Below are 18,972 nucleotides of genomic sequence, written 5' to 3'. Positions count from 1 at the left end.
GAGCGATAGAAAGCGCTGTTTAGAACACGATGAGCAGGGGCCCGAAGGTCATGACCAGGCCGACCACACCGGCAAGCACCATGCTGAAACCATCACGGGAGGTCCGCAGCGCATGGACGATTCCGACCATGCCCAGGGTAACCGCGATGGCCAGGAGGGCCACCAGCCAGTTGTTGAGGCGCTCCCAGAGCATCTCGAAAGCGAGGAACACAGCGGCACCGAGCACCACTCCGACGATCGCCATGAGGAGCACGGAGAACACCGACACCTTGCCGGATTCCTTCTCTTCAGCCTCATCAGCGGCATCAGACACCTCGAGTTCACCGGTGGTGGCGTCCATCTGCATGGTGTCCGCAGGATAGTCAGCTGCCCGATCCTCCGATCCGGTGGCGGCGAACTCCGCATCGGCGGCCGCCTCAGCATCCTGGGTGTCGGCAGATGACTGCTGAACCTGCGCGGGCTTCACCGCAGAGGCAGGGACCACGGGGAACGCACCGGTGGTGAGACGGATCGGATCCTTCTCATCCACGATACTGAGCACCATGGTCTCATCCTCGCTGGGTGCAGAACGCACGGGTGCGGGCTTGACGGGGAGCTCGGCCTTTTCAGGTGTGCTCTCCTCCGCCTGCGGTGCAGCTACGGGTTCAGCCGCTGGAGTCACCTCTACGGCAGGCTCGGCCGCAACCTCAGGCTTAGCCTCTGCCTTCGGCGCAACCTGTGGTGCTGCTTTAACCTCGGCGGCCTCCACCGGCGACTCAGACACAGCGCTGGCAGGAGTCTCAACCGGGGTGGCCGGTGGCGTTGCGGGGTCATCGATCTTGACCGCGGAATGCCTGGACTCCGCCGGCTTCTCCTTGACAGCAGGAATGGAGCCGGTCAGCTCAGCGACGGAAACGCCACCATCTTCCAGGCTGCGGCGACGACGTCGCCGGGGAGCGTCCGTTGAGTGCCCCTCCTTGGCTGCGCGGGCCATCAGCTCCGCGACAGTAAGTTTTTCTTCACTCATCTACGCCAACTCCTTTCCTAACAAATCTACTCGAGACCCTTATCGATCCGCGTGAAGATAACACCCTCGCGGAGAGCCCACGGGCAGATCTCAATTTTGTCGATGTCCAGAGCACGCATGGCGGCCTCCGCCACCAGCGCACCCGCGACAATCTGATGCGAACGGTCAGCGCTGATACCTTCCAGCTCCGCACGGTCAGCTGCAGTCATTCGTGAGATAAAGGCAATCAACTGACGCAGACCGGGAGCGGTCAGGGTGCGGGTGACGTGGGGGCCGGCAGATGAAGGAGCGGCACCGGTCAGACGCGCGAGGGTACGGAAGGTCTTGGAGGTACCCACAGCGAGCCGTGCCGGGCCGAGCGTGCGCATCTGCTGCGCGGCAACGACCAGTTCCGCGTCAATATAATCACGCAGCAGGTTGACTTTCTTGCGGGCCGGCGGATCGGTGTCAAACCACTGATGGGTCAGACGGCCTGCACCCAGATCCAGGGAGAAGGCCATGTCCGGGTTCTCGTCGGAACCAGAGGAGATCTCCAGGGAACCACCACCGATATCCAGGTTGGTGATGCGGCCGGCGGACCAGCCATACCAGCGGCGCACCGCAAGGAACGTCTGGCGGGCCTCCTCTTCACCGGAAAGGATGTTGAGGCGGACACCGGTCTGTTCCTCCACATGGTCGAGAACTTCCTCGCTGTTGGTGGCGGAACGCACAGCTGAGGTGGCAAACGACATCAGCTCCGCACAGCGGAGTTTTTCCGCCAGTTCGGCAGCTTCACCAACGGCGGAGGTGAGTTTGTTCACCCCCTTCTCATTGATCGCCCCGGAGTCGTCGAGAAGCTCGACAAGACGCAACGGGGTACGCCAATTGCTCATAGGGGTGGGATGCCCACCCGTACGAGCGTCTACCGCAATCAAGTGGACAGTGTTACTGCCCACGTCCAATACACCTAATCTCACACCTAAAGGTTAGTCGGTCTAGGGTGGCAAAGTGTGAATTGGTCTTCTTCGTCCCCGGTTTTTCTCGGCTTCCCCGAGGCCTCCCCCGCTGCCGCCTCCATCCGGACAGGGGAGGAACTACCACTGGATTTCCCTCGTGAATGGTATGAATTCACCAATCCGACCGATTCTGATCACATTTTCAGCATTGATTTAACCTGGCTGGAATCCCATTGGAATTGCACCTTCGGTACCCCCGATTGTCTGGGGATCAACGCCACCAACCCGGATGTGGGTTGCTGTGTACACGGTGCTTTCCTCGCCGATGAGACTGACCGCGATCAGCTGTACAACGCTGTCGCCGAGATGCCCGCGAAATACTGGCAGCTCCGCCCCGCCGCGGTGGACAGCTTCCTCAACACTGATGACGGAACTGAGATCGAGCCGTGGTTGGAATGGGATGAGTTGGATGATGATGACGGCAATCCTGAACCTGCACTCAAGACCATCACCACCGATGGCGCCTGTATCTTCGCCAACCGCAAGGGTTGGGCGACCGGCGCGGGGTGCGCGCTCCATCAGTGGGGCGCTGCGGAAGGCAAGGACCTGACCGTCGTCAAGCCTGAGGTCTGTTGGCAGTTGCCGTTGCGCCGACTGGAGGCCTATGAGGAGCGTGCCGATGGCCACGAGATCCTGCGCACCACCATTACTGAATACAACCGTCGGGGTTGGGGCAACGGTGGCGAGGATTTTGACTGGTATTGTTCCACCTCTCCGCGCTGCCACGCCGGTGGTGAGCCGATGTGGAAAACCCAGGAAAGTGAACTGCGGGCACTCATGGGCAATGAGTCCTATGATCTGCTGCGCGCGCACATGGAGGAACGAGCCAGCGCACGTCAGACCTTGCCACTGACCGTTAAGAACAGCCTGTTCAGCACCCACCCCACCACCGCGCTGGTGACCTCCGGTGAATGGGACCGCGCCGAGGCCGACCGCCGGGCGGGTTCACCTGAGCGGTGACGCCCACCCGCCCTCTCCTGGGAGCGTGACCATAACTGTCCACCGTGGCGGTTAAACTGAGGGAACTGAGGTGTTTTCACCTTTATCATTCTTAAGAATTCCGGTGTCCCACCCGGCTGCAATCCCCCCATCCACCGGCGCTGACGCCAACCGCACCATCACAGCCCGAGGAGGCTCCGAAATCTCACACAGAGGTCAACCCGGCGCACCCGGCGCCACACTGGCATCCCGCCATCCCCTCACCACATTTCTGAGTTCACCGCTGCGCAAAACCACGTGGCGCAGCGTGGTGGCCAACAAGATGCGCATGGCGTTGACGGTGCTCTCCGTGGTGTTGGGCACAGCCTTCCTGTGTGGCTCCCTGTTGCTGACTGATTCTCTGGAACGGTCCTTCACCTCGATCGTGGATGCGGGTGTGGAAGGGGTTGATGTCGGGGTCGTCGGCACCCAGAACAACCGGGCGGGTGTCCCCTTTGAGGTCCTGGACACCATCGAGCGCTACCCCGAGGTGCGCGCCGTCAACATCATCGGTGACGGCCCCGGGATGCCGTCCGGTACCTCGATCACGGGGCAATCCGCCCTCATCCTCACCGATTCCGAGGGCCTGCCCTTGCAGGCAGGCTCCTCCGGCACCCACCCGTTTGCCATGTACGAGCCCGGCGCGTGGGTGGGGCCTGAGCCTGTGCTTATCGACGGACGCGTTCCCACCGGCCCCGAAGAGGTGATTGTCAATGTCTCGGCGGCCGAGCGTGGCAACCTCACCGTCGGCGAACAGGTCACGGTGATCACCCCGACTGAGCGCATTGATGCCACCCTCTCCGGCATCTTCGAATCCCCATCCGATGCCGCGGGATGGATCGGCATCGGTTTCACCGAGGAGCGTTATCTCGATCTGTTCACCGATGGCACCCACGCGCCCCAGATCGTCATCGCCGTCCACGACGGTGTGGATCCCATGCAGGTGCGCAACCAGATCGGGCGCACCTACAACTACCTCACCCCGCTGTTGCCCGAGCAGATCGTGGAACGCACCACCGGGGATACCACCCGCCAGCTGGAGTTCATCACCTATATTCTCATCGCCTTCGCCTCGATCGCGCTGATCGTGGGGGCGTTCATCATCGCCAACACCTTTGCCATGATCGTGGCCCAGCGCACCAGCGAATTCGCCCTGCTGCGCAGCATCGGTGTGTCCTCCTTCCAGATCGGTTTCTCCGTGGTGATGGAGGCCGTGGTCATCGGTGCGATCGGTGGTGTGCTGGGAATCGTGGTGGGTATCGGCGTGATCAATCTCCTGGTGTTCATTCTCAACCGATCAGGCAATGAGCTCGCCTCCATCGAGATCGCCTACGGCACCGGCGCGGTGGTGCTTCCCCTGTTGTTCGCCCTCGTGGCCACGGTGTTCAGCGCCATCGCACCAGCGCAGCGGGCTGGTAATCTGCCTCCTGTGCAGGCCTTTGATTCCGCGGACTCGCGCAGTGGCTCCCTGCGCAGGGGGGTCAACCTTGTGGCGGCCGTGTTGATGACCCTGGCCATCAGCCTGATCGTGGCGGGTGCCCTGGTGTCCGCGGTCAACGGCGAGGAGTTGCTGACCAATCCCCGCCTGGTGCTCATCGGTATCGGTGCACTGTTGTTCTTCGCCGGTATCGCGCTGGCCGGCCCCACCCTGGTGCAGGTGATCAGCATGACCCTCGGCGTGGCGGTGTGTGCACCTTTCCGGGCGGTGGGACGACTTGCGCAGCGCAACACCCTGCGCAATCCGCGCCGTTCCGCCACCACGGCGCTGGCGGTGACCCTGAGCGTGGGCCTGGTCTCCTGCGTGGGTGTCATCGGAGCCACCACCCGGGCCAGTGTGTTCGGCACGGTGGAATCCTCCATCCAGGCGTCCTTCGTGTTGGATTCCATTGGCGGCACCACCATCCCCGGACAACCCGCGGGTGGATCCCGTTCACTGTCCCTCTCCCCCGCCGTGGCCTCCCAGGCAGCGGACGTCACTGGTGTGGAGGACGTCGGGATGCTCATGACAGCCGGGCTGCAGGCCAACGGTTGGGACAATGAGAGCACCACCGTGTTCGAGGGTGATATCGATGCTTTCCTGGACATTGCGGTGCGCTCCGGTGACGCCTTTGATGATTCCCGACCCGGTGCGATGATCTCCACCACCTATGCCAGCCAGTCCGGTCTCCGGGTAGGTGACACCATCACCCTCAACCCTTATGGCTCCGATGACGGCATCCGGGTCCCCATCACCGCCGTCTACGCGGAAACCGGACTATTGGGGCACATGACCGTCAACTACGCCGCCGCTGAGCGGGTGCTCACCACCCAGTCCGCGTACCACCGCTCCCAGGTGTTTGTCCTGGCCGATGAATCCGTCTCCGAGCAGCAGCTCCGGAGTAATCTCACCGATGCGGTCAGTCAGTTCCTGGTGGTGCAGGTGAAGAACAAAGACGAGTTCCGGGGAGGTCTGGGCACCCAGATCAACCAGCTGCTGGCTATCGTCTATGGCCTGTTGGCCCTGGCGGTGATCATTGCGGTGCTCGGCATCATCAACACCCTGGTGTTGTCCTTAAGTGAACGCACCCGGGAACTGGGTACCTTGCGCGCCACCGGTGTGCAGCGTGGACAGATCAAGCTCATGGTCACCCTGGAATCGGTGATCCTGTCCATCCACGGCGCATTGTTCGGCATCGGGATGGGCACCTTCCTGGGGTGGGCGATCGTCAGTTCCCTCAGCAGCCGTGGCATGGCCCCACCGGAGATCCCGTGGACCCAGGTGACGATGATGTTCCTGGCGGCGATCGGCATCGGTGTGCTCTCCGCACTCATCCCGGCCCATCGTGCGGCACGGATCGCACCACTGGAAGCCATCAAGGAATAGGATCGACCTACCCAGACAGGCGGGGCACCTCAGTGAAAAACTGAGGTGCCCCGCCTGTTGTTAGAAAAAAGATCAGAGTTCGTACTTATAACCCAGTCCGCGCACTGTCACCAGGTGACGGGGGCGTGAGGGCTCCTCTTCGATCTTGGAACGCAGACGCTTCACATGCACATCCAGCGTCTTGGTGTCGCCGACATAATCAGCGCCCCAGATACGATCGATGAGCTGGCCACGGGTGAGCACCCGGCCGGCGTTGCGGAGCAGATACTCCAGCAGGTCGAACTCCTTCAGTGGCATGTTCACCGCGTCACCGTCGACGGTGACGGTGTGGCTATCCACATCCATGCGGACCCGGCCACCTTCGAGGACCTGCTCATCAAAATCATCATCGGCAGCCTCGGCCTCGCTGTCACCGCGGCGGCGCAGGACCGCGCGGATGCGGGCGATGAGTTCACGGGAGGAGTAGGGCTTGGTCACATAATCATCCGCGCCCAGTTCCAGACCGACAACCTTATCGATCTCCGAGTCGCGGGCGGTCACCATGATCACCGGGACATTGGAGACCAGGCGTAGTTCCTTACACACATCAGTTCCGGACATGCCGGGCAGCATCAGGTCGAGCAGGACGATATCAATGTCGTTTCTGCTGAATTCCACGAGGGCCGTGGGGCCGTCGCCCGCGATGACCGTGTCGAATCCTTCCTTCCTGAGGAGAAAGGCCAAAGGATCTGCCAACGATTCCTCATCTTCAACGATCAGGATGGTTGTCATGATTTTTCCTTTCGGCGTCCGGTGACTTTGGACGCGGTCGAGCGAAGCGGAGAATCCAGGCCCGGTCGCTTGGTGGTATCAGGCTGAGCTTCAGATTCTGGATGATGCACAGGTAATTCGAGTGTGAAGGTGGATCCCGTTCCAGGCCGTGACCACACACTGATATTACCGCCGTGGTTTGCCATCACATGTTTGACAATAGCCAATCCGAGGCCGGTTCCGCCTGTTTGACGTGACCTGGCCTGATCCACACGGAAGAAACGTTCGAATACCCGCGCCTGATCTTCCGGGGCAATCCCGATGCCGCGGTCGGTCACGCGGATCATCACCACATCATTGCGGATGTTCTGGGAAACGGAAACCGGCATGGATTTAGGCGAGTAGTTGATGGCGTTGCTGATCAGGTTGGCAAGGGCAGTGACCAGCAGGGATCGTTCCGCCTCCACCCACACGCCGGTGCGGTCACCACGGACCAGTTCGATATTGGCGTTGTCGGCCGCGAGCTGGGTCCTCTCGATGGCTTCATCGATGATGTCATCCACCCGGACGGGTTCCATGTCGGGAAGACGTTCAGCTCCCTGGAGTTTGGACAGGGAGATCAGTTCATTGATCATGTCCGCCATGCGGTGGGCTTCACGCTGCAGACGGTTACCGAAGTACTCCACCTGCTCGGGATCATCGACGGCTTCCATCAGAGCCTCGGCCAGCAGCGCCATGCCACCGACGGGGGTTTTCAGCTCGTGGGAGACATTGGCCACGAAATCACGACGTGCGGATTCCATGCGGACGTTCTCGGATTCATCGGTGGCGTAGACGATGATGAAGCGGTCGTCGATAAGCGTTAACGGTTTGACCACGGCCTGCACGGCGGTGATGCGGTTACCGGGGCGACGCGGGTTCACCGAGGGGTTGACATCGAGGGCGTGGGTTTCCTTGTCCTCGAAGGCCTCCTGGGCCACACGCCACACATCACCGTTGACGGTGCGCTGGTGGACGATGCCCAGTTCATGGGCACGTCCGTTGGAGAGGATGACATCACCGGTGCGGTCCATCACGGTGATGCCGGTGGGTGAGCCCTGGATGGCCAGGTGCAGGACCTGGCCGACCGTGGTCACCTGGTTTTCAGCCAGGGTGGAGGCTGATTTGTGTCGGCGGAAGCGCTCCTTGGTCCAGGCATAAATAGGTAGGGCGAGGCCCATGACGGCCACGCCCACCAAAAATGCGAGGAATGTGCTCACCTGATACCGACAGCGGTGTCCTTAACTACCTGTTACTTTCCGCCCTGGTTGGCCACGGCGGCTGCGCCTGCTGCGGCTGCCTCCGGATCCAGGTAGGTGCCACCGGGGTTGACCACGGTGCCATCAGCGGTGATTTCATAGACCAGTGGGATACCGGTTGGGATATTCAGCTCTGCGATGTCCTCATCAGAGATGTTGTCCAGGTGCTTGACCAGCGCGCGCAGGGAGTTGCCGTGTGCGGCGATGAGAACGTTCTCACCCTTCTTGGCGCGTGGCAGAATCTCAGCCTCGTAATAAGGGATGAAACGCTCAACAACGTCCTTCAGGCACTCGGTGCGTGGAACGGCATCGAGGTCTGCGTAGCGGACATCATCAGCCTGGGAGAACTCAGCGTCATCGGCGAGCTCTGGTGGCGGGGTGCCGTAGGAACGACGCCATGCCATGTACTGCTCATCGCCGTACTTGTCCTTGGTTTCCGCCTTGTTCAGACCCTGGAGCGCACCGTAGTGACGCTCGTTCAGGCGCCAGTCACGGATAACGGGGATCCAGTGGTAATCCGCTGCGTTGAGTGCGATGTTGGCGGTGCGGATGGCACGGCGCATCAGTGAGGTGTAGACAATATCCGGCAGGACATTGTTCTCAACGAGCATTTCGCCGCCGCGCTTGGCCTCGGCCTCGCCCTTTTCGGTGAGGTCGACGTCTACCCAGCCGGTGAACTGGTTGGATGCGTTCCATTCACTCTGGCCGTGACGAAGAAGAATCAGTTTTCCGTTAGTCATACCCAACAGTTTGCCAGTTCATGAGGTCTAATGCCCGTTGAATCAGGTATGTGGGTGACATCACCCCCAAAAAGCACTAATCCCAGCGCGCACCATCTGCCCGGCGCGGTGTGTTGGCGTCCAACTCCGTGGTGATCGCTTCGTTGTACAGCGAGGACAGTTGGGTGGCGGTGGCGGACCAGGAGAAGGCTCGGGCATGGTCGACGGCGTCCTGTCCCATGCGGATGCGGGTTTCGTCGTCGTCAAGCAGCGTTGCCAGGGTGTCTGCCCACATCACCGGATCGTGGCCGTCCACCAGCAACCCGGTTTCGCCCTCGGCGACGGCGATGGGCAGACCGCCCACGCGCGCGGCCACCACCGGGGTGCCGGTGGCCTGCGCCTCCATGGCCACCAGCCCGAAGGATTCGTTATAACTCGGCACCGCGATGATGTCGGCGGCGCGGTAGACCGACACCAGCTCCTCGGGTGGACGCGGATCAAGAAAACGAATGCGCTTTTCGACGCCCAACTCCGTAGCCAGCGTGCGGTAGGTCTCGGGAGTTGCGGTCGGCCCGGACGGACCGCCACAGATAAGCACGCGCAGATTGCGGTTCGGATCGCGTTCGAGCAGTTCCGCCACCGCCCTGATTAACACCTGGGGACCCTTGAACGCCTGGAGCCGTCCGACGAACGCCACCACCTTCGCATGCAGCGGAACACCCAGCTCACGCCTGGAACGTTCGGTGGCGCGGTCATTGCCCGGGGTGTAGAGCGAGATATCCGCACCCGGGGAGACCACACTGATGCGGGCGGCATCAGCATCATAATGGTTCACCAGATCCAACAGCTCCTCCTGGGTGTTCACCGCCAGTACATCGGCGTTGTCCACCAACTGCTGCTCGCAGATACGACGGGCCTCGGATTCCGGGGTGTCCTCATCATCGCGGTAGGAGTTCTTCACCGCGGCCAGGGTGTGGGCGGTGTGCACCAGCGGGATGCACCACAGATCACGCATCAGCCACCCCACCTGGCCTGATAGCCAATAGTGGGAATGGATCAGGTCATAGTCGATGCCCCCACGGCGGGTGAATTCCAGGACACCACCGGCAAAAGCTGCCAGCTGGGTGGATAATTCCTCCTTGGCCAGGCCCTCATAGGGGCCGGCGACGATGTTGATCACCCTCAGGTTGGGTGAGACCTGGACAATCTCCCCCTGGGATGGCCGGGTGGCACGGGTGAAGATATCCACCTCCACACCCTGCCGGGCTAATTCGGTACCGGTGGACATCACATAAACGTTCATTCCACCGGAGTCACCGGTGCCCGGTTGCTGCAGTGGTGAGGTGTGCATCGAGATCATGGCAACGCGCATGGAACCATTCTAGGTCTATGGGACCATTCTGGGTCTGCAGGGGACACTCGGTGTGCAGCAGCTCTATATACTCGGTAGGAAGAAGTGACGGCGGAAGATTTTTGAAGGGACATCATGTCGGCATACGAAACCAGAGCCTGGTTGAAGCACTACCCTGAGTGGACTCCCCACTCCCTTGATTACGGTGACACCACCCTGCTGGATGTCTATGACAATAATCTGGCCATCAACGCCGAGAGGTCCGCAACCTACTTCTTCGGCAGGTCTCAGACCTATGGTGAGCTGGACAAAGAGGTCCGTCGGGTAGCTGCGGGTCTGCGTGCCCTGGGCGTGCGCCCCGGAGACCGCGTGGCCATTGTCCTACCCAACTGCCCCCAGCACATCGCTGCATTCTACGCAGTGCTGAAACTGGGCGCCACCGTCATCGAACACAACCCGCTCTACACCGCGAGTGAGCTCCGCGAACCCTTCAAGGACCACGGTGCCCGCGTGGTCATCGCCTGGGACAAGGCCGCCTCCACCCTGGAGCAGCTGCGCGGTGACACCGCGCTGGAGACGATCGTGTCCGTGAACATGATCAACGCCATGCCCACCCTGCAGCGTTTCGCCCTGAAACTCCCCATCCCGGCACTGCGCAAAAGCCGTGAGGCACTGTCCGGATCCGCACCGAACACCGTCCCCTTTGAAGTTCTGACCAGCTCAGCCATGGGTGGCCTGGGTGAGGATGTCGAGTCTGAGAAGTCCGTCACCAAGGACACCACCGCCCTCATCCTGTACACCTCCGGCACCACCGGCAAGCCCAAGGGCGCACAGCTGTCCCACGGCAACCTCTTCGCCAACATCCTCCAGGGCAAGTCCTGGGTTCCGGGCCTGGGCGATAAGCCGGAGCGCATGCTCGGCGCCCTGCCCATGTTCCACGCCTACGGCCTGACCATGGTGGGCACCCTGTCCGTGTTCATCGGTGGTGAGATGGTGCTGCTGCCCACCCCGCGCATTGACCTGATCATGGACGTGATGAAGAAGCACACCCCCACATGGTTGCCCGGTGTGCCCACCCTCTACGAGAAGATCGTGGAAGCCTCCGATGAGCAGGGCATTGACATCAAGGGTGTACGCAATGCCTTCTGTGGCGCCTCCACCCTGCCGGTGCGCACCGTGGACCGCTGGGAGTCCCACACGGGGGGCCGCCTCGTTGAGGGCTATGGCCTGACAGAGACCTCACCGGTCATCGTGGGCAACCCCATGGACGGCAACCGCCGCCCAGGATATGTGGGAATCCCCTTCCCCGACACCATCGTGCGCATCGCCAACCCGGACAATCCGGATGAAACCCAGCCAGATGGTGTGGAAGGCGAAGTCCTGGTCAAGGGCCCACAGGTGTTCAAGGGCTACCTCAACCAGGAGGAAGCCACCAAGAACAGCTTCCACGACGGCTGGTACCGCACCGGCGATGTCGGAGTGATGGATGAAGATGGTTTCATCCGTCTGGTCGCCCGTATCAAGGAAGTCATCATCACCGGTGGCTTCAACGTCTACCCAGCCGAGGTGGAAGAAGCCCTGGCAGCTCACCCCGACATCGAAGACATCGCCGTGGTGGGCATGCCCCGCGAAGACGGCGCCGAGAACGTGGTAGCCGCCATCACCCTGGTCGAAGGTGCCGCCCTAGATCCGGAAGGCCTGAAAGCCTACGCCCGCGAAAACCTCACCCGCTACAAGGTGCCACGCACCTTCTACCACTTCGAGGAAATGCCCCGGGATCAGATGGGCAAGATCCGCCGCCGCGAAGTCCAGGAAGAACTGATGAAGAAGCACCCGGCCTAGATCACAGTGTTTGGCTATCTCCCACAGGGCCCCTTCGACCTCGCCGACGAGGATATCGAAGGGGTTCCGCTTTTGCCCTGACATCGTGGACTGGCCAGTATATGAATACGGTGGCTGCTTGTGCGGGCTAAAACTTTAAACCAGGTTTGGCTGTCCCTTGCTGTAGTGGCCCTTCCGATAAATTTATACGCAAAGTCACCTTGGTATAGCAATATTGCAATCTTAGTAATTATTGCTTGGGGAATTTGGGCAGTAGCGAAAACCCCAAGACAGTAAACTGCATTAATACCAATGCCGTAACCTCCGAAGGTGCGCTTCCAGTTGTTGAGCCCTCCTGGCCCTGCGTGCTTTTGCTGGGGGCCCGAAGGGAGAGAAACGTGCATAACGTCACAAGATTTCTGGGAAAAGGGGCCGTTTCGCCCAAGATCTTGTGACGTTATGCACGGTAGAAGGAGCCCGCGGACATGCGATCTGGATCATATGCAGCATCGGGGTTATGACCACTCAAGTAAATCAGGCCAAGCACTCATCCTTGTGGCTGGAAGATGCTCAGTCACAGGACTTTCCCCAAATTGATGGTGACACCGGACCGCTGATGTGGCAGTGATCGGAGGTGGCATAACCGGCAGTGGCCAGGGACTTAATCGAGGGTTACGCCGATCCAGACGGGTTCCGGCACGAGGGTGACTCCGAAAGCTGCGAACACTCCGTCGCGGATCTCCCGGGCCAACTCCACGAGGTCGTCGCTGTTGGCATCTCCCCGGTTGGTCAGCGCGAGGGTGTGCTTGGAGGACAAGCCCGCGCGTGCTCCAGCACCGGGGTGCCCCTTGTTAAACCCGGCGCGTTCGATGAGCCAGGCGGCGGAGAGCTTTTCCTTACCCTCCCCGGCTGCGTAGCGCGGCATGCTGGTGGCCTCCTGCTCACCACGTTCCGCGGCAATCTTCCGCTGGACGCTATCGACTAAGGCAGGCTCCACGATGGGGTTGGTGAAGAAGGAACCGGCGGACCAGGTGTCATGGTCGGTGGTTTCCACCACCATGCCCTTTGCGCGTCTAAGTTCCAGCACGGCCTCACGGACCAGGAGGATCGGGCGGCGGACTTCCCCGGCCGCGTTCTCTTCTTCCGATACGGCCAGGCGGCGTGCCAGCTCACCGAAGCGTAGCGGGGCGGAGAGACCATCAGCGTGCAGCTGGAGTTCAATGGCGAGCACCACGGCACGGTTGGTGAACTTCAGGTTTGAGTAACGATAAGCCAGATCCAGCTCCGAGGCCTCCACCCACTCCACCGTTCCGGTTCCGCGGTCCAGCAGCTGCACGCGGGTGAGTACATCAGAGATTTCCACCCCGTAGGCGCCCACGTTCTGCACCGGGGTGGCACCAGCTGATCCCGGGATTCCGGAGAGGCATTCAATGCCACCCAGGCCAGCTTCCACGGAAAGCGACACCACATCGTCCCATTCAGCTCCGGCCTCCGCGGTGACCATCCCGGTGGAGAGGTTGAGGGTGACATCATCGGCTTCGATGATCACAGCCACCAGATCAAGGTCGCCATCAGCGACGACAAGGTTGGAGCCACCGCCCACAATGAGGAGGGCGACAGCAGCGCTATCAAGCTTTTTCACCACCTGCGCCACGGCTGATGTGGAGCTGCACCGCACGGATAGCGTGGGCTTTCCGCCGATGCGCAGCGTCGTGAGATCCGCGAACGTCACGTCCGGATCGAGTTCGGCGCCGTCGACTGCGGCGATTTCCTGGGTCAGCGATGAATCCAACACCCCACTAACGGTAGTCTTATCCTCATGGCAACGCGTACAGAAAACACCGTAACGATCAACCAGTCCGCTGAGAAGGTCCACCAGGCCCTCACCAACCAGGAGTACTGGGCATATATCGCTGAGAACCTCTCCCCTGAACCAGGCGAGGTCAACTCCTTCACCGAAACCGATGGCGGCGCAGAAGTCGTCCTCTTCGAGATCCTCCCACTAGATGTCCTTCCTGAGGCTGTCCGTGCGATGATCAGCCAGGCCCTCAAGGTCAAGCGCGTGATCACCGTCAGCGCACTTAACGACGGCACCGCACACATCGACTACAACGCCGATGTCAAGGGCACCCCTGTGGACTTCAAGGGCACCATCGGCCTTGCCGGCGATGACACCTCCACCACCCTGGCCTACAACAACGAGGTCTCCGTGAACATCCCGTTCATGGGACCTGCCATCGAGCCGAAGGTCGCCGACGCACTCGGTGAGCTCTTCGCCAACGAAGGCGCACTGACCGACAAGTGGATCTCCGAGAACCTCTAGAGCGTTTTTAATCAATGGCCGATCACGCCCATAACCTGCGCGCCGACTTTGCCAAGGCAAAAACGGATAAGCCAATCGGCGTGATCACCCGAGGCACCACCGGCATCAACCGTCTCCGACGGTTCGATCGGTGGTGCTTTCATCATTCCCGGATCCAGTCACTTCTGGATTCAGCGGATACTCCACTGGTACTGGACGTGGGTTACGGCGCCAGCCACACGACCACTGTTGAATGGGGCCGGTGGATCCACCGGATGCGTGCCGACGCCACCGTCATCGGTCTGGAAATCAATCCCGAGCGGGTCCTGCCCCCACAGGGCGGTGTGAGTTTCGAACTGGGTGGTTTTGAGCTCGCCGGTTATCAACCTCAGGTGGTCCGGGCATTCAATGTGCTGCGCCAATACGATGTGGAGCAGGTGGAGGATGCCTGGCACACCGTGGTCTCCCGGTTAGCGCCGGGCGGGGTGTTCATCGAAGGCACCTGTGATGAGATTGGGCGCCGCTGCAGTTGGATCATGCTGGATTCGGCTGGGCCACAGACATTGACCCTGGCCTGGCATCCCTGGGGAGTGTCCCGGCCCTCTGATGTGGCCGAGCGCCTGCCCAAGGTGCTCATCCACCGCAATGTTCCCGGTGAGAAGATCCACACACTGCTGACCGCAGCCGATACCGCGTGGGATTATGCCGCCGGCTGGGAACCCTATGGCCCGCGCGTGCGCTGGGAAAAGGCGCGTTCCATGCTGATTGATCAGGGCTGGCCCATTGAGGTCTCCCGGCGGCGGGTGGGCGATGCCCTGCTCACCGTGCCATGGTCAGTGGTGGCGCCGGACTAGTTTGACCTGTCGGCATTGTTTCAATTTTCAGGACTACTTCCTGCAGCTTCTGATCCGGACAATTACCCAGAGCAGAAGAACTGGACGAAGTTACGGATTCCCGTCTTCTGATCTCAATCATTAAGCCCGCACCGGTTAAAACCAGGAGCGGGCTTGATACATTTCCAGACATTCCTTCCGCTTTCCCCCCGACCGCTCAAAGACTGTAAATACCCTGCCCCGACAAAAGACCTGATCTCCCAGTAACCTTTCAGCCACTTTTGCGGGGTCAACCTGACATCAGATGGGTTTATGAGGGACACTAGTGTGCGTGGCTAAATCAAGAAAATCAGTTCTACCCAAGGTCCTGATCACCCTCGTGGTGATCATCGTGGTCCTCCTTCTCGTGGCTGAGTTCGGGCTGCGCTGGTTCATCGGCAAGGAACTGAAGTCAGAGTTCTCGCAGCAGGCAGTGGACCAGGGGCTCACCGTAGAGGAAGATCCCACCATCTCCTTCGGTTCTTATCCCCTACTGCTGGGCCTGGCCCAAGGCAGCATCAAGCATGTCGCCGTGGAAACTCCGGACACCCTGCAGATCACTTACCCAGGTGGTGCCGGCACCGCCCCGGAGATCGCAGGAACCCCGGAGGCAACCATCACGCTCGGGGACTTAAGCATCGCGGATACGAATAACCCGGTGGCGGATACTTTCGATCTGACCACCTTCGCCCCGGATGAGTTCATTCTGGCCACCGTCCAGGCAGAGATGGCGAACGCCACCGGTGGAGAGAGTGCCGGACTGGCTGAACGGCTGGTCCAGGAGCTGGTGAAGATCACCGGTGTCCGCTCCAATGTGGAAGCCCAGGCTATTGAGGTGGAGTTCACCGATGGTGCCGCCCGCGCGAACCTGCGCCCCATCGTGCTGAATGGCCAGTTGGCCTTTGAGGTTCTGGATTCTCAGCTGTTTGGCATCGCCCTGCCGGAGGATATCTCCAAGGCGCTGACAGACGGTATCCAGTCCTCGGTGGATCAGGTGGCCGGTGGTCTCCAGATCGCGGGCATCGATGTTGTTGAAGGTGGCATCAATATCAATCTGACCGGTCAGAATATCAACGTGCGCACCCTGGAGAGCGTGGGCTGATCCCCCGCAGGCTCCGCTGCATGGCGAAGGCCCTTCTGGAACACATTATGTGATTCCGGTGGGGCCTTCATTCATGCACCATCCGTGCAGGATGCATGAACAGACACTCTTGCCACATACCCCGTGGGGGTATATGATTGATGGCAGTAAATAAACTTTCGAGCGCAAAGGACTGATCAACGATGGCTGGCATGCCGACAGCTGTGAATCTGATCGAGCTTGATCTCGGCGTGACGGGCATGACCTGTACCTCCTGTTCCGCCCGCGTGGAGCGCAAGCTCAACAAGGTGGAAGGAGTGGAAGCCACCGTCAACTTCGCCACTGAATCCGCCTCCGTGAAATACGATCCGGACAGGGTCAACGAAGATCAGGTGATCGACACCGTCAAGGGCGCAGGTTATGGCGCCTTTGCCATGTCCACCCCGGATCCTGTTGAAGACACTTCTGGTGATGCCACGGACACAGCAGGCTCCCCGGACTCAGCCAGCGGTCAGGGCCGCATCGACGCCGCCCGTGACGCCGAAGCAGCTGACTTAAAATTCCGTGTCGTCGTCTCCGCCCTGCTCACCGTTCCGATCGCCCTGCTCAGCATGATCCCGGCCCTACAGTTCACCAACTGGCAGTGGGCAGTTCTGACCATGACCACCCCGGTGTTCTTCTGGGGCGGAGCACCCTTCCATAAGGCCACATGGGTGAACCTCCGCCACGGTTCCTTCACCATGGACACACTGGTATCCCTGGGCACCACAGCCGCCTATGTGTGGTCACTGTGGGCACTCTTCCTCGGCAATGCCGGGGCGGCCGGGATGACCATGGAGATGCACCTCTTCCCCACCGATTCCTCCATGGATGAGATCTATCTGGAAACCGTCGCGGTGGTGATCACCTTCCTCCTTCTCGGCCGCTGGTTTGAAACCAAGGCCAAGGGACAATCCTCAGAGGCTCTGAGGAAACTTCTGGATATGGGCGCCAAGGATGCAGCCGTCATCCGTGATGGGCGTGAGGTCCGCATCCCGACCTCGCAGCTGAAGATCGGTGATGTCTTCATTACCAGGCCCGGTGAGAAGATCGCCACGGACGGTGTTGTTCTCGAAGGAACCTCCGCGGTGGATGAGTCCATGCTCACCGGTGAATCCATTCCCGTAGAGGTGACTAAGGGATCCAAGGTCACGGGCGCCACATTGAATACCTCCGGGCGCCTCATGGTGGAAGCCACCCGCATCGGGTCTGACACCACACTGTCGCAGATGGCCAAACTGGTCACAGAGGCCCAGTCCAAGAAGGCGCCGGTTCAGCGCCTGGTGGATCAGATCTCCCAGGTCTTTGTGCCCGTGGTGATAGTCATCTCGATCCTCACCCTGGCCGGCCACCTGATCTTCACCGATAATGGTCTCGCCGCTGCCTTCACCGCAGCGGTGGCTGTCCTCATCATCGCCTGCCCGTGTGCACTGGGCCTGGCCACCCCGACAGCATTGCTCGTGGGCACCGGCAGGGGCGCCCAGCTCGGCCTGTTGATCAAGGGGCCGGAGATCTTAGAATCCACCAAGAAGGTGGACACCATCGTCATGGATAAGACCGGAACCGTCACCGCTGGTGTCATGTCCGTCCACGATGTCACCACAGCCGATGGATTTGACCGCGATGAGGTGCTGCGTCTGGCCGCTGCAGTCGAATCCGCCTCTGAGCACCCGATCGCCCAGGCGATCGCAGCAGCACACAAGGGCACGAAGCCGGAGGTCACCGACTTCCAGAACACCGCCGGCCGTGGTGTGACCGGACAGGTGGAGGGCCACACCGTCACGGTTGGCCGACCTGCAACCGAGCTGGACCCAGCGCTTTCTGAATCCTTCACCCGGGCCCAGAACCAGGGTGGGACCCCGGTGGTGGTGATGATCGATGATGTCAACGCCGCTGTGATCACCGTCCGCGACACCGTCAAGGCCACCTCCGCAGAGGCTGTTGCAGGACTGAAGGAACTCGGCATGACCCCGATGCTGCTCACCGGCGACAACCTGGGAGCTGCGAAGGCGGTGGCAGCAGAGGTGGGAATCGCGCCCGAACATGTCATTGCTGAGGTGATGCCGGATGAGAAGGTGTCAACCGTCGAAAAGCTTCAGGCTGAGGGCAGGAATGTCGCCATGGTCGGTGACGGCGTCAATGACGCCGCCGCGCTTGCGCAGGCCGATCTCGGCCTGGCCATGGGCGCGGGCACCGATGTGGCCATCGAGGCCTCCGATATCACCCTGATGAATAATGACCTGCGCTCCGCGGTGGATGCGATCCGCCTGTCCAGGCGCACCCTCGGCACCATCAGGGGTAACCTCTTCTGGGCGTTCGCCTACAATGTGGCACTCATCCCCGTCGCTGCCGCCGGGTTCCTCAACCCGATGCTCGCCGGAGTGGCCATGGCCCTTAGTTCTGTCTTCGTTGTCACCAACTCCCTGCGCCTGCGCGGGTTCGCATCAAGCCACCAAGGAGGCTCCCACTCATGACCACAACTGACCCCGCGATCAAGGATTCCGTGGTTGAAAATCAGGTGCAGACCTGCTGCAGCAGCCACCACGAGCATGCCCACGGTTATATCGACGAGAAGAAGCGCTACCTGGCCCGCCTCAAGCGGATCGAGGGACAGACCCGCGGCATCCACCGGATGATCGACGAGGAGCAGTACTGCATTGATATTCTCACGCAGATCTCCGCGGTGAACTCAGCCCTGAAGAATGTGGCCTTCGGATTGCTGGAAGACCACATGAAACACTGCGTCCGCGATGCCGCCGAACTCGGTGGTGAGGAACTGGACGCGAAGCTGAAGGAAGTCACCGACGCCATCGCGAGATTCTCCAAGGCTTAAAAACTTCCCGCAGCACCCGAAGTGACCGACAGCGCAATACTTTTCCCTGTCACCTCGGGTTTTG

At 60.9% G+C, this 18,972-nt stretch carries 15 protein-coding genes; 8 read left to right on the top strand and 7 right to left on the bottom strand.

The annotated features are described in order from the left end of the window. Positions 1-19 precede the first annotated feature (19 nt). On the bottom strand, positions 20-1,006 hold the full coding sequence (locus tag CFAEC_RS01675) for an Rv0497 family membrane protein (RefSeq protein WP_290278231.1): 987 nt from the start codon (positions 1,004-1,006) through the stop codon (positions 20-22). Between the two features lie 26 nt (positions 1,007-1,032). Beyond that, entirely contained in the window at positions 1,033-1,962 is a 930-nt protein-coding gene (locus tag CFAEC_RS01670) for a Ppx/GppA family phosphatase (protein ID WP_290278229.1), read from the bottom strand. Positions 1,963-1,995: 33 nt separating this feature from the next. On the opposite strand from CFAEC_RS01670, the gene CFAEC_RS01665 reads away from it, so the two are divergent. Next, positions 1,996-2,961 (top strand): DUF3109 family protein, encoded by a 966-nt coding sequence (locus CFAEC_RS01665; RefSeq protein WP_290278227.1) that lies wholly within the window; start codon positions 1,996-1,998, stop codon positions 2,959-2,961. Between the two features lie 307 nt (positions 2,962-3,268). Beyond that, the gene (locus CFAEC_RS01660) at positions 3,269-5,842 is read left to right on the top strand and encodes an ABC transporter permease (RefSeq protein ID WP_290279776.1); all 2,574 of its coding nucleotides are present in this window, start codon (positions 3,269-3,271) and stop codon (positions 5,840-5,842) included. Positions 5,843-5,914: 72 nt separating this feature from the next. On the opposite strand, the gene CFAEC_RS01655 is transcribed toward CFAEC_RS01660, so the two are convergent. From CFAEC_RS01655 to mshA, 4 genes are all read right to left on the bottom strand, one after another. Then, the gene (locus CFAEC_RS01655) at positions 5,915-6,613 is read right to left on the bottom strand and encodes a response regulator transcription factor (protein ID WP_290278225.1); all 699 of its coding nucleotides are present in this window, start codon (positions 6,611-6,613) and stop codon (positions 5,915-5,917) included. Next, positions 6,610-7,851, bottom strand: a complete 1,242-nt coding sequence (locus CFAEC_RS01650; RefSeq protein ID WP_290278223.1) for a sensor histidine kinase — start codon at positions 7,849-7,851, stop codon at positions 6,610-6,612. The genes CFAEC_RS01655 and CFAEC_RS01650 overlap by 4 nt, the downstream gene beginning before the upstream one ends. Before the next feature lie 32 nt (positions 7,852-7,883). After that, positions 7,884-8,630, bottom strand: coding sequence for a phosphoglyceromutase (locus tag CFAEC_RS01645; protein ID WP_290278221.1), 747 nt, complete (start codon positions 8,628-8,630; stop codon positions 7,884-7,886). Positions 8,631-8,706: 76 nt separating this feature from the next. After that, on the bottom strand, positions 8,707-9,981 hold the full coding sequence (mshA, locus tag CFAEC_RS01640; protein WP_290278219.1) for a D-inositol-3-phosphate glycosyltransferase: 1,275 nt from the start codon (positions 9,979-9,981) through the stop codon (positions 8,707-8,709). Positions 9,982-10,095: 114 nt separating this feature from the next. On the opposite strand from mshA, the gene CFAEC_RS01635 reads away from it, so the two are divergent. After that, on the top strand, positions 10,096-11,802 hold the full coding sequence (locus CFAEC_RS01635; protein ID WP_290278217.1) for a long-chain-fatty-acid--CoA ligase: 1,707 nt from the start codon (positions 10,096-10,098) through the stop codon (positions 11,800-11,802). Positions 11,803-12,442: 640 nt separating this feature from the next. On the opposite strand, the gene CFAEC_RS01630 is transcribed toward CFAEC_RS01635, so the two are convergent. After that, the gene (locus CFAEC_RS01630; RefSeq protein ID WP_290278216.1) at positions 12,443-13,576 is read right to left on the bottom strand and encodes a UDP-N-acetylmuramate dehydrogenase; all 1,134 of its coding nucleotides are present in this window, start codon (positions 13,574-13,576) and stop codon (positions 12,443-12,445) included. A 24-nt stretch (positions 13,577-13,600) separates the two neighbouring features. Between CFAEC_RS01630 and CFAEC_RS01625 the strand changes: the two genes are divergently transcribed. From CFAEC_RS01625 to CFAEC_RS01605, 5 genes are all read left to right on the top strand, one after another. Beyond that, the gene (locus tag CFAEC_RS01625; RefSeq protein ID WP_290278213.1) at positions 13,601-14,104 is read left to right on the top strand and encodes a DUF2505 domain-containing protein; all 504 of its coding nucleotides are present in this window, start codon (positions 13,601-13,603) and stop codon (positions 14,102-14,104) included. Positions 14,105-14,118: 14 nt separating this feature from the next. After that, a complete protein-coding gene (locus CFAEC_RS01620) occupies positions 14,119-14,937 on the top strand; it encodes a class I SAM-dependent methyltransferase (RefSeq protein ID WP_290278211.1) in 819 nt (272 codons plus the stop codon). Positions 14,938-15,247: 310 nt separating this feature from the next. Further along, positions 15,248-16,057 (top strand): LmeA family phospholipid-binding protein, encoded by an 810-nt coding sequence (locus CFAEC_RS01615; RefSeq protein WP_290278209.1) that lies wholly within the window; start codon positions 15,248-15,250, stop codon positions 16,055-16,057. A 182-nt stretch (positions 16,058-16,239) separates the two neighbouring features. Further along, positions 16,240-18,549 (top strand): heavy metal translocating P-type ATPase, encoded by a 2,310-nt coding sequence (locus CFAEC_RS01610; RefSeq protein ID WP_290278206.1) that lies wholly within the window; start codon positions 16,240-16,242, stop codon positions 18,547-18,549. Continuing rightward, positions 18,546-18,908 carry a metal-sensitive transcriptional regulator gene (locus CFAEC_RS01605; RefSeq protein ID WP_290278204.1) on the top strand — a complete coding sequence of 121 codons (363 nt, stop codon included), beginning with the start codon at positions 18,546-18,548 and terminating at the stop codon, positions 18,906-18,908. Before CFAEC_RS01610 ends, CFAEC_RS01605 begins: the two co-directional genes overlap by 4 nt. Positions 18,909-18,972: the final 64 nt, after the last annotated feature.

The organism is Corynebacterium faecale (genome assembly GCF_030408735.1).
GTDB lineage: Bacteria > Actinomycetota > Actinomycetes > Mycobacteriales > Mycobacteriaceae > Corynebacterium > Corynebacterium faecale.
The sequence above is the reverse complement of the archived record's forward strand: the minus strand, read 5'-3'. Positions and strand labels throughout refer to the sequence as shown.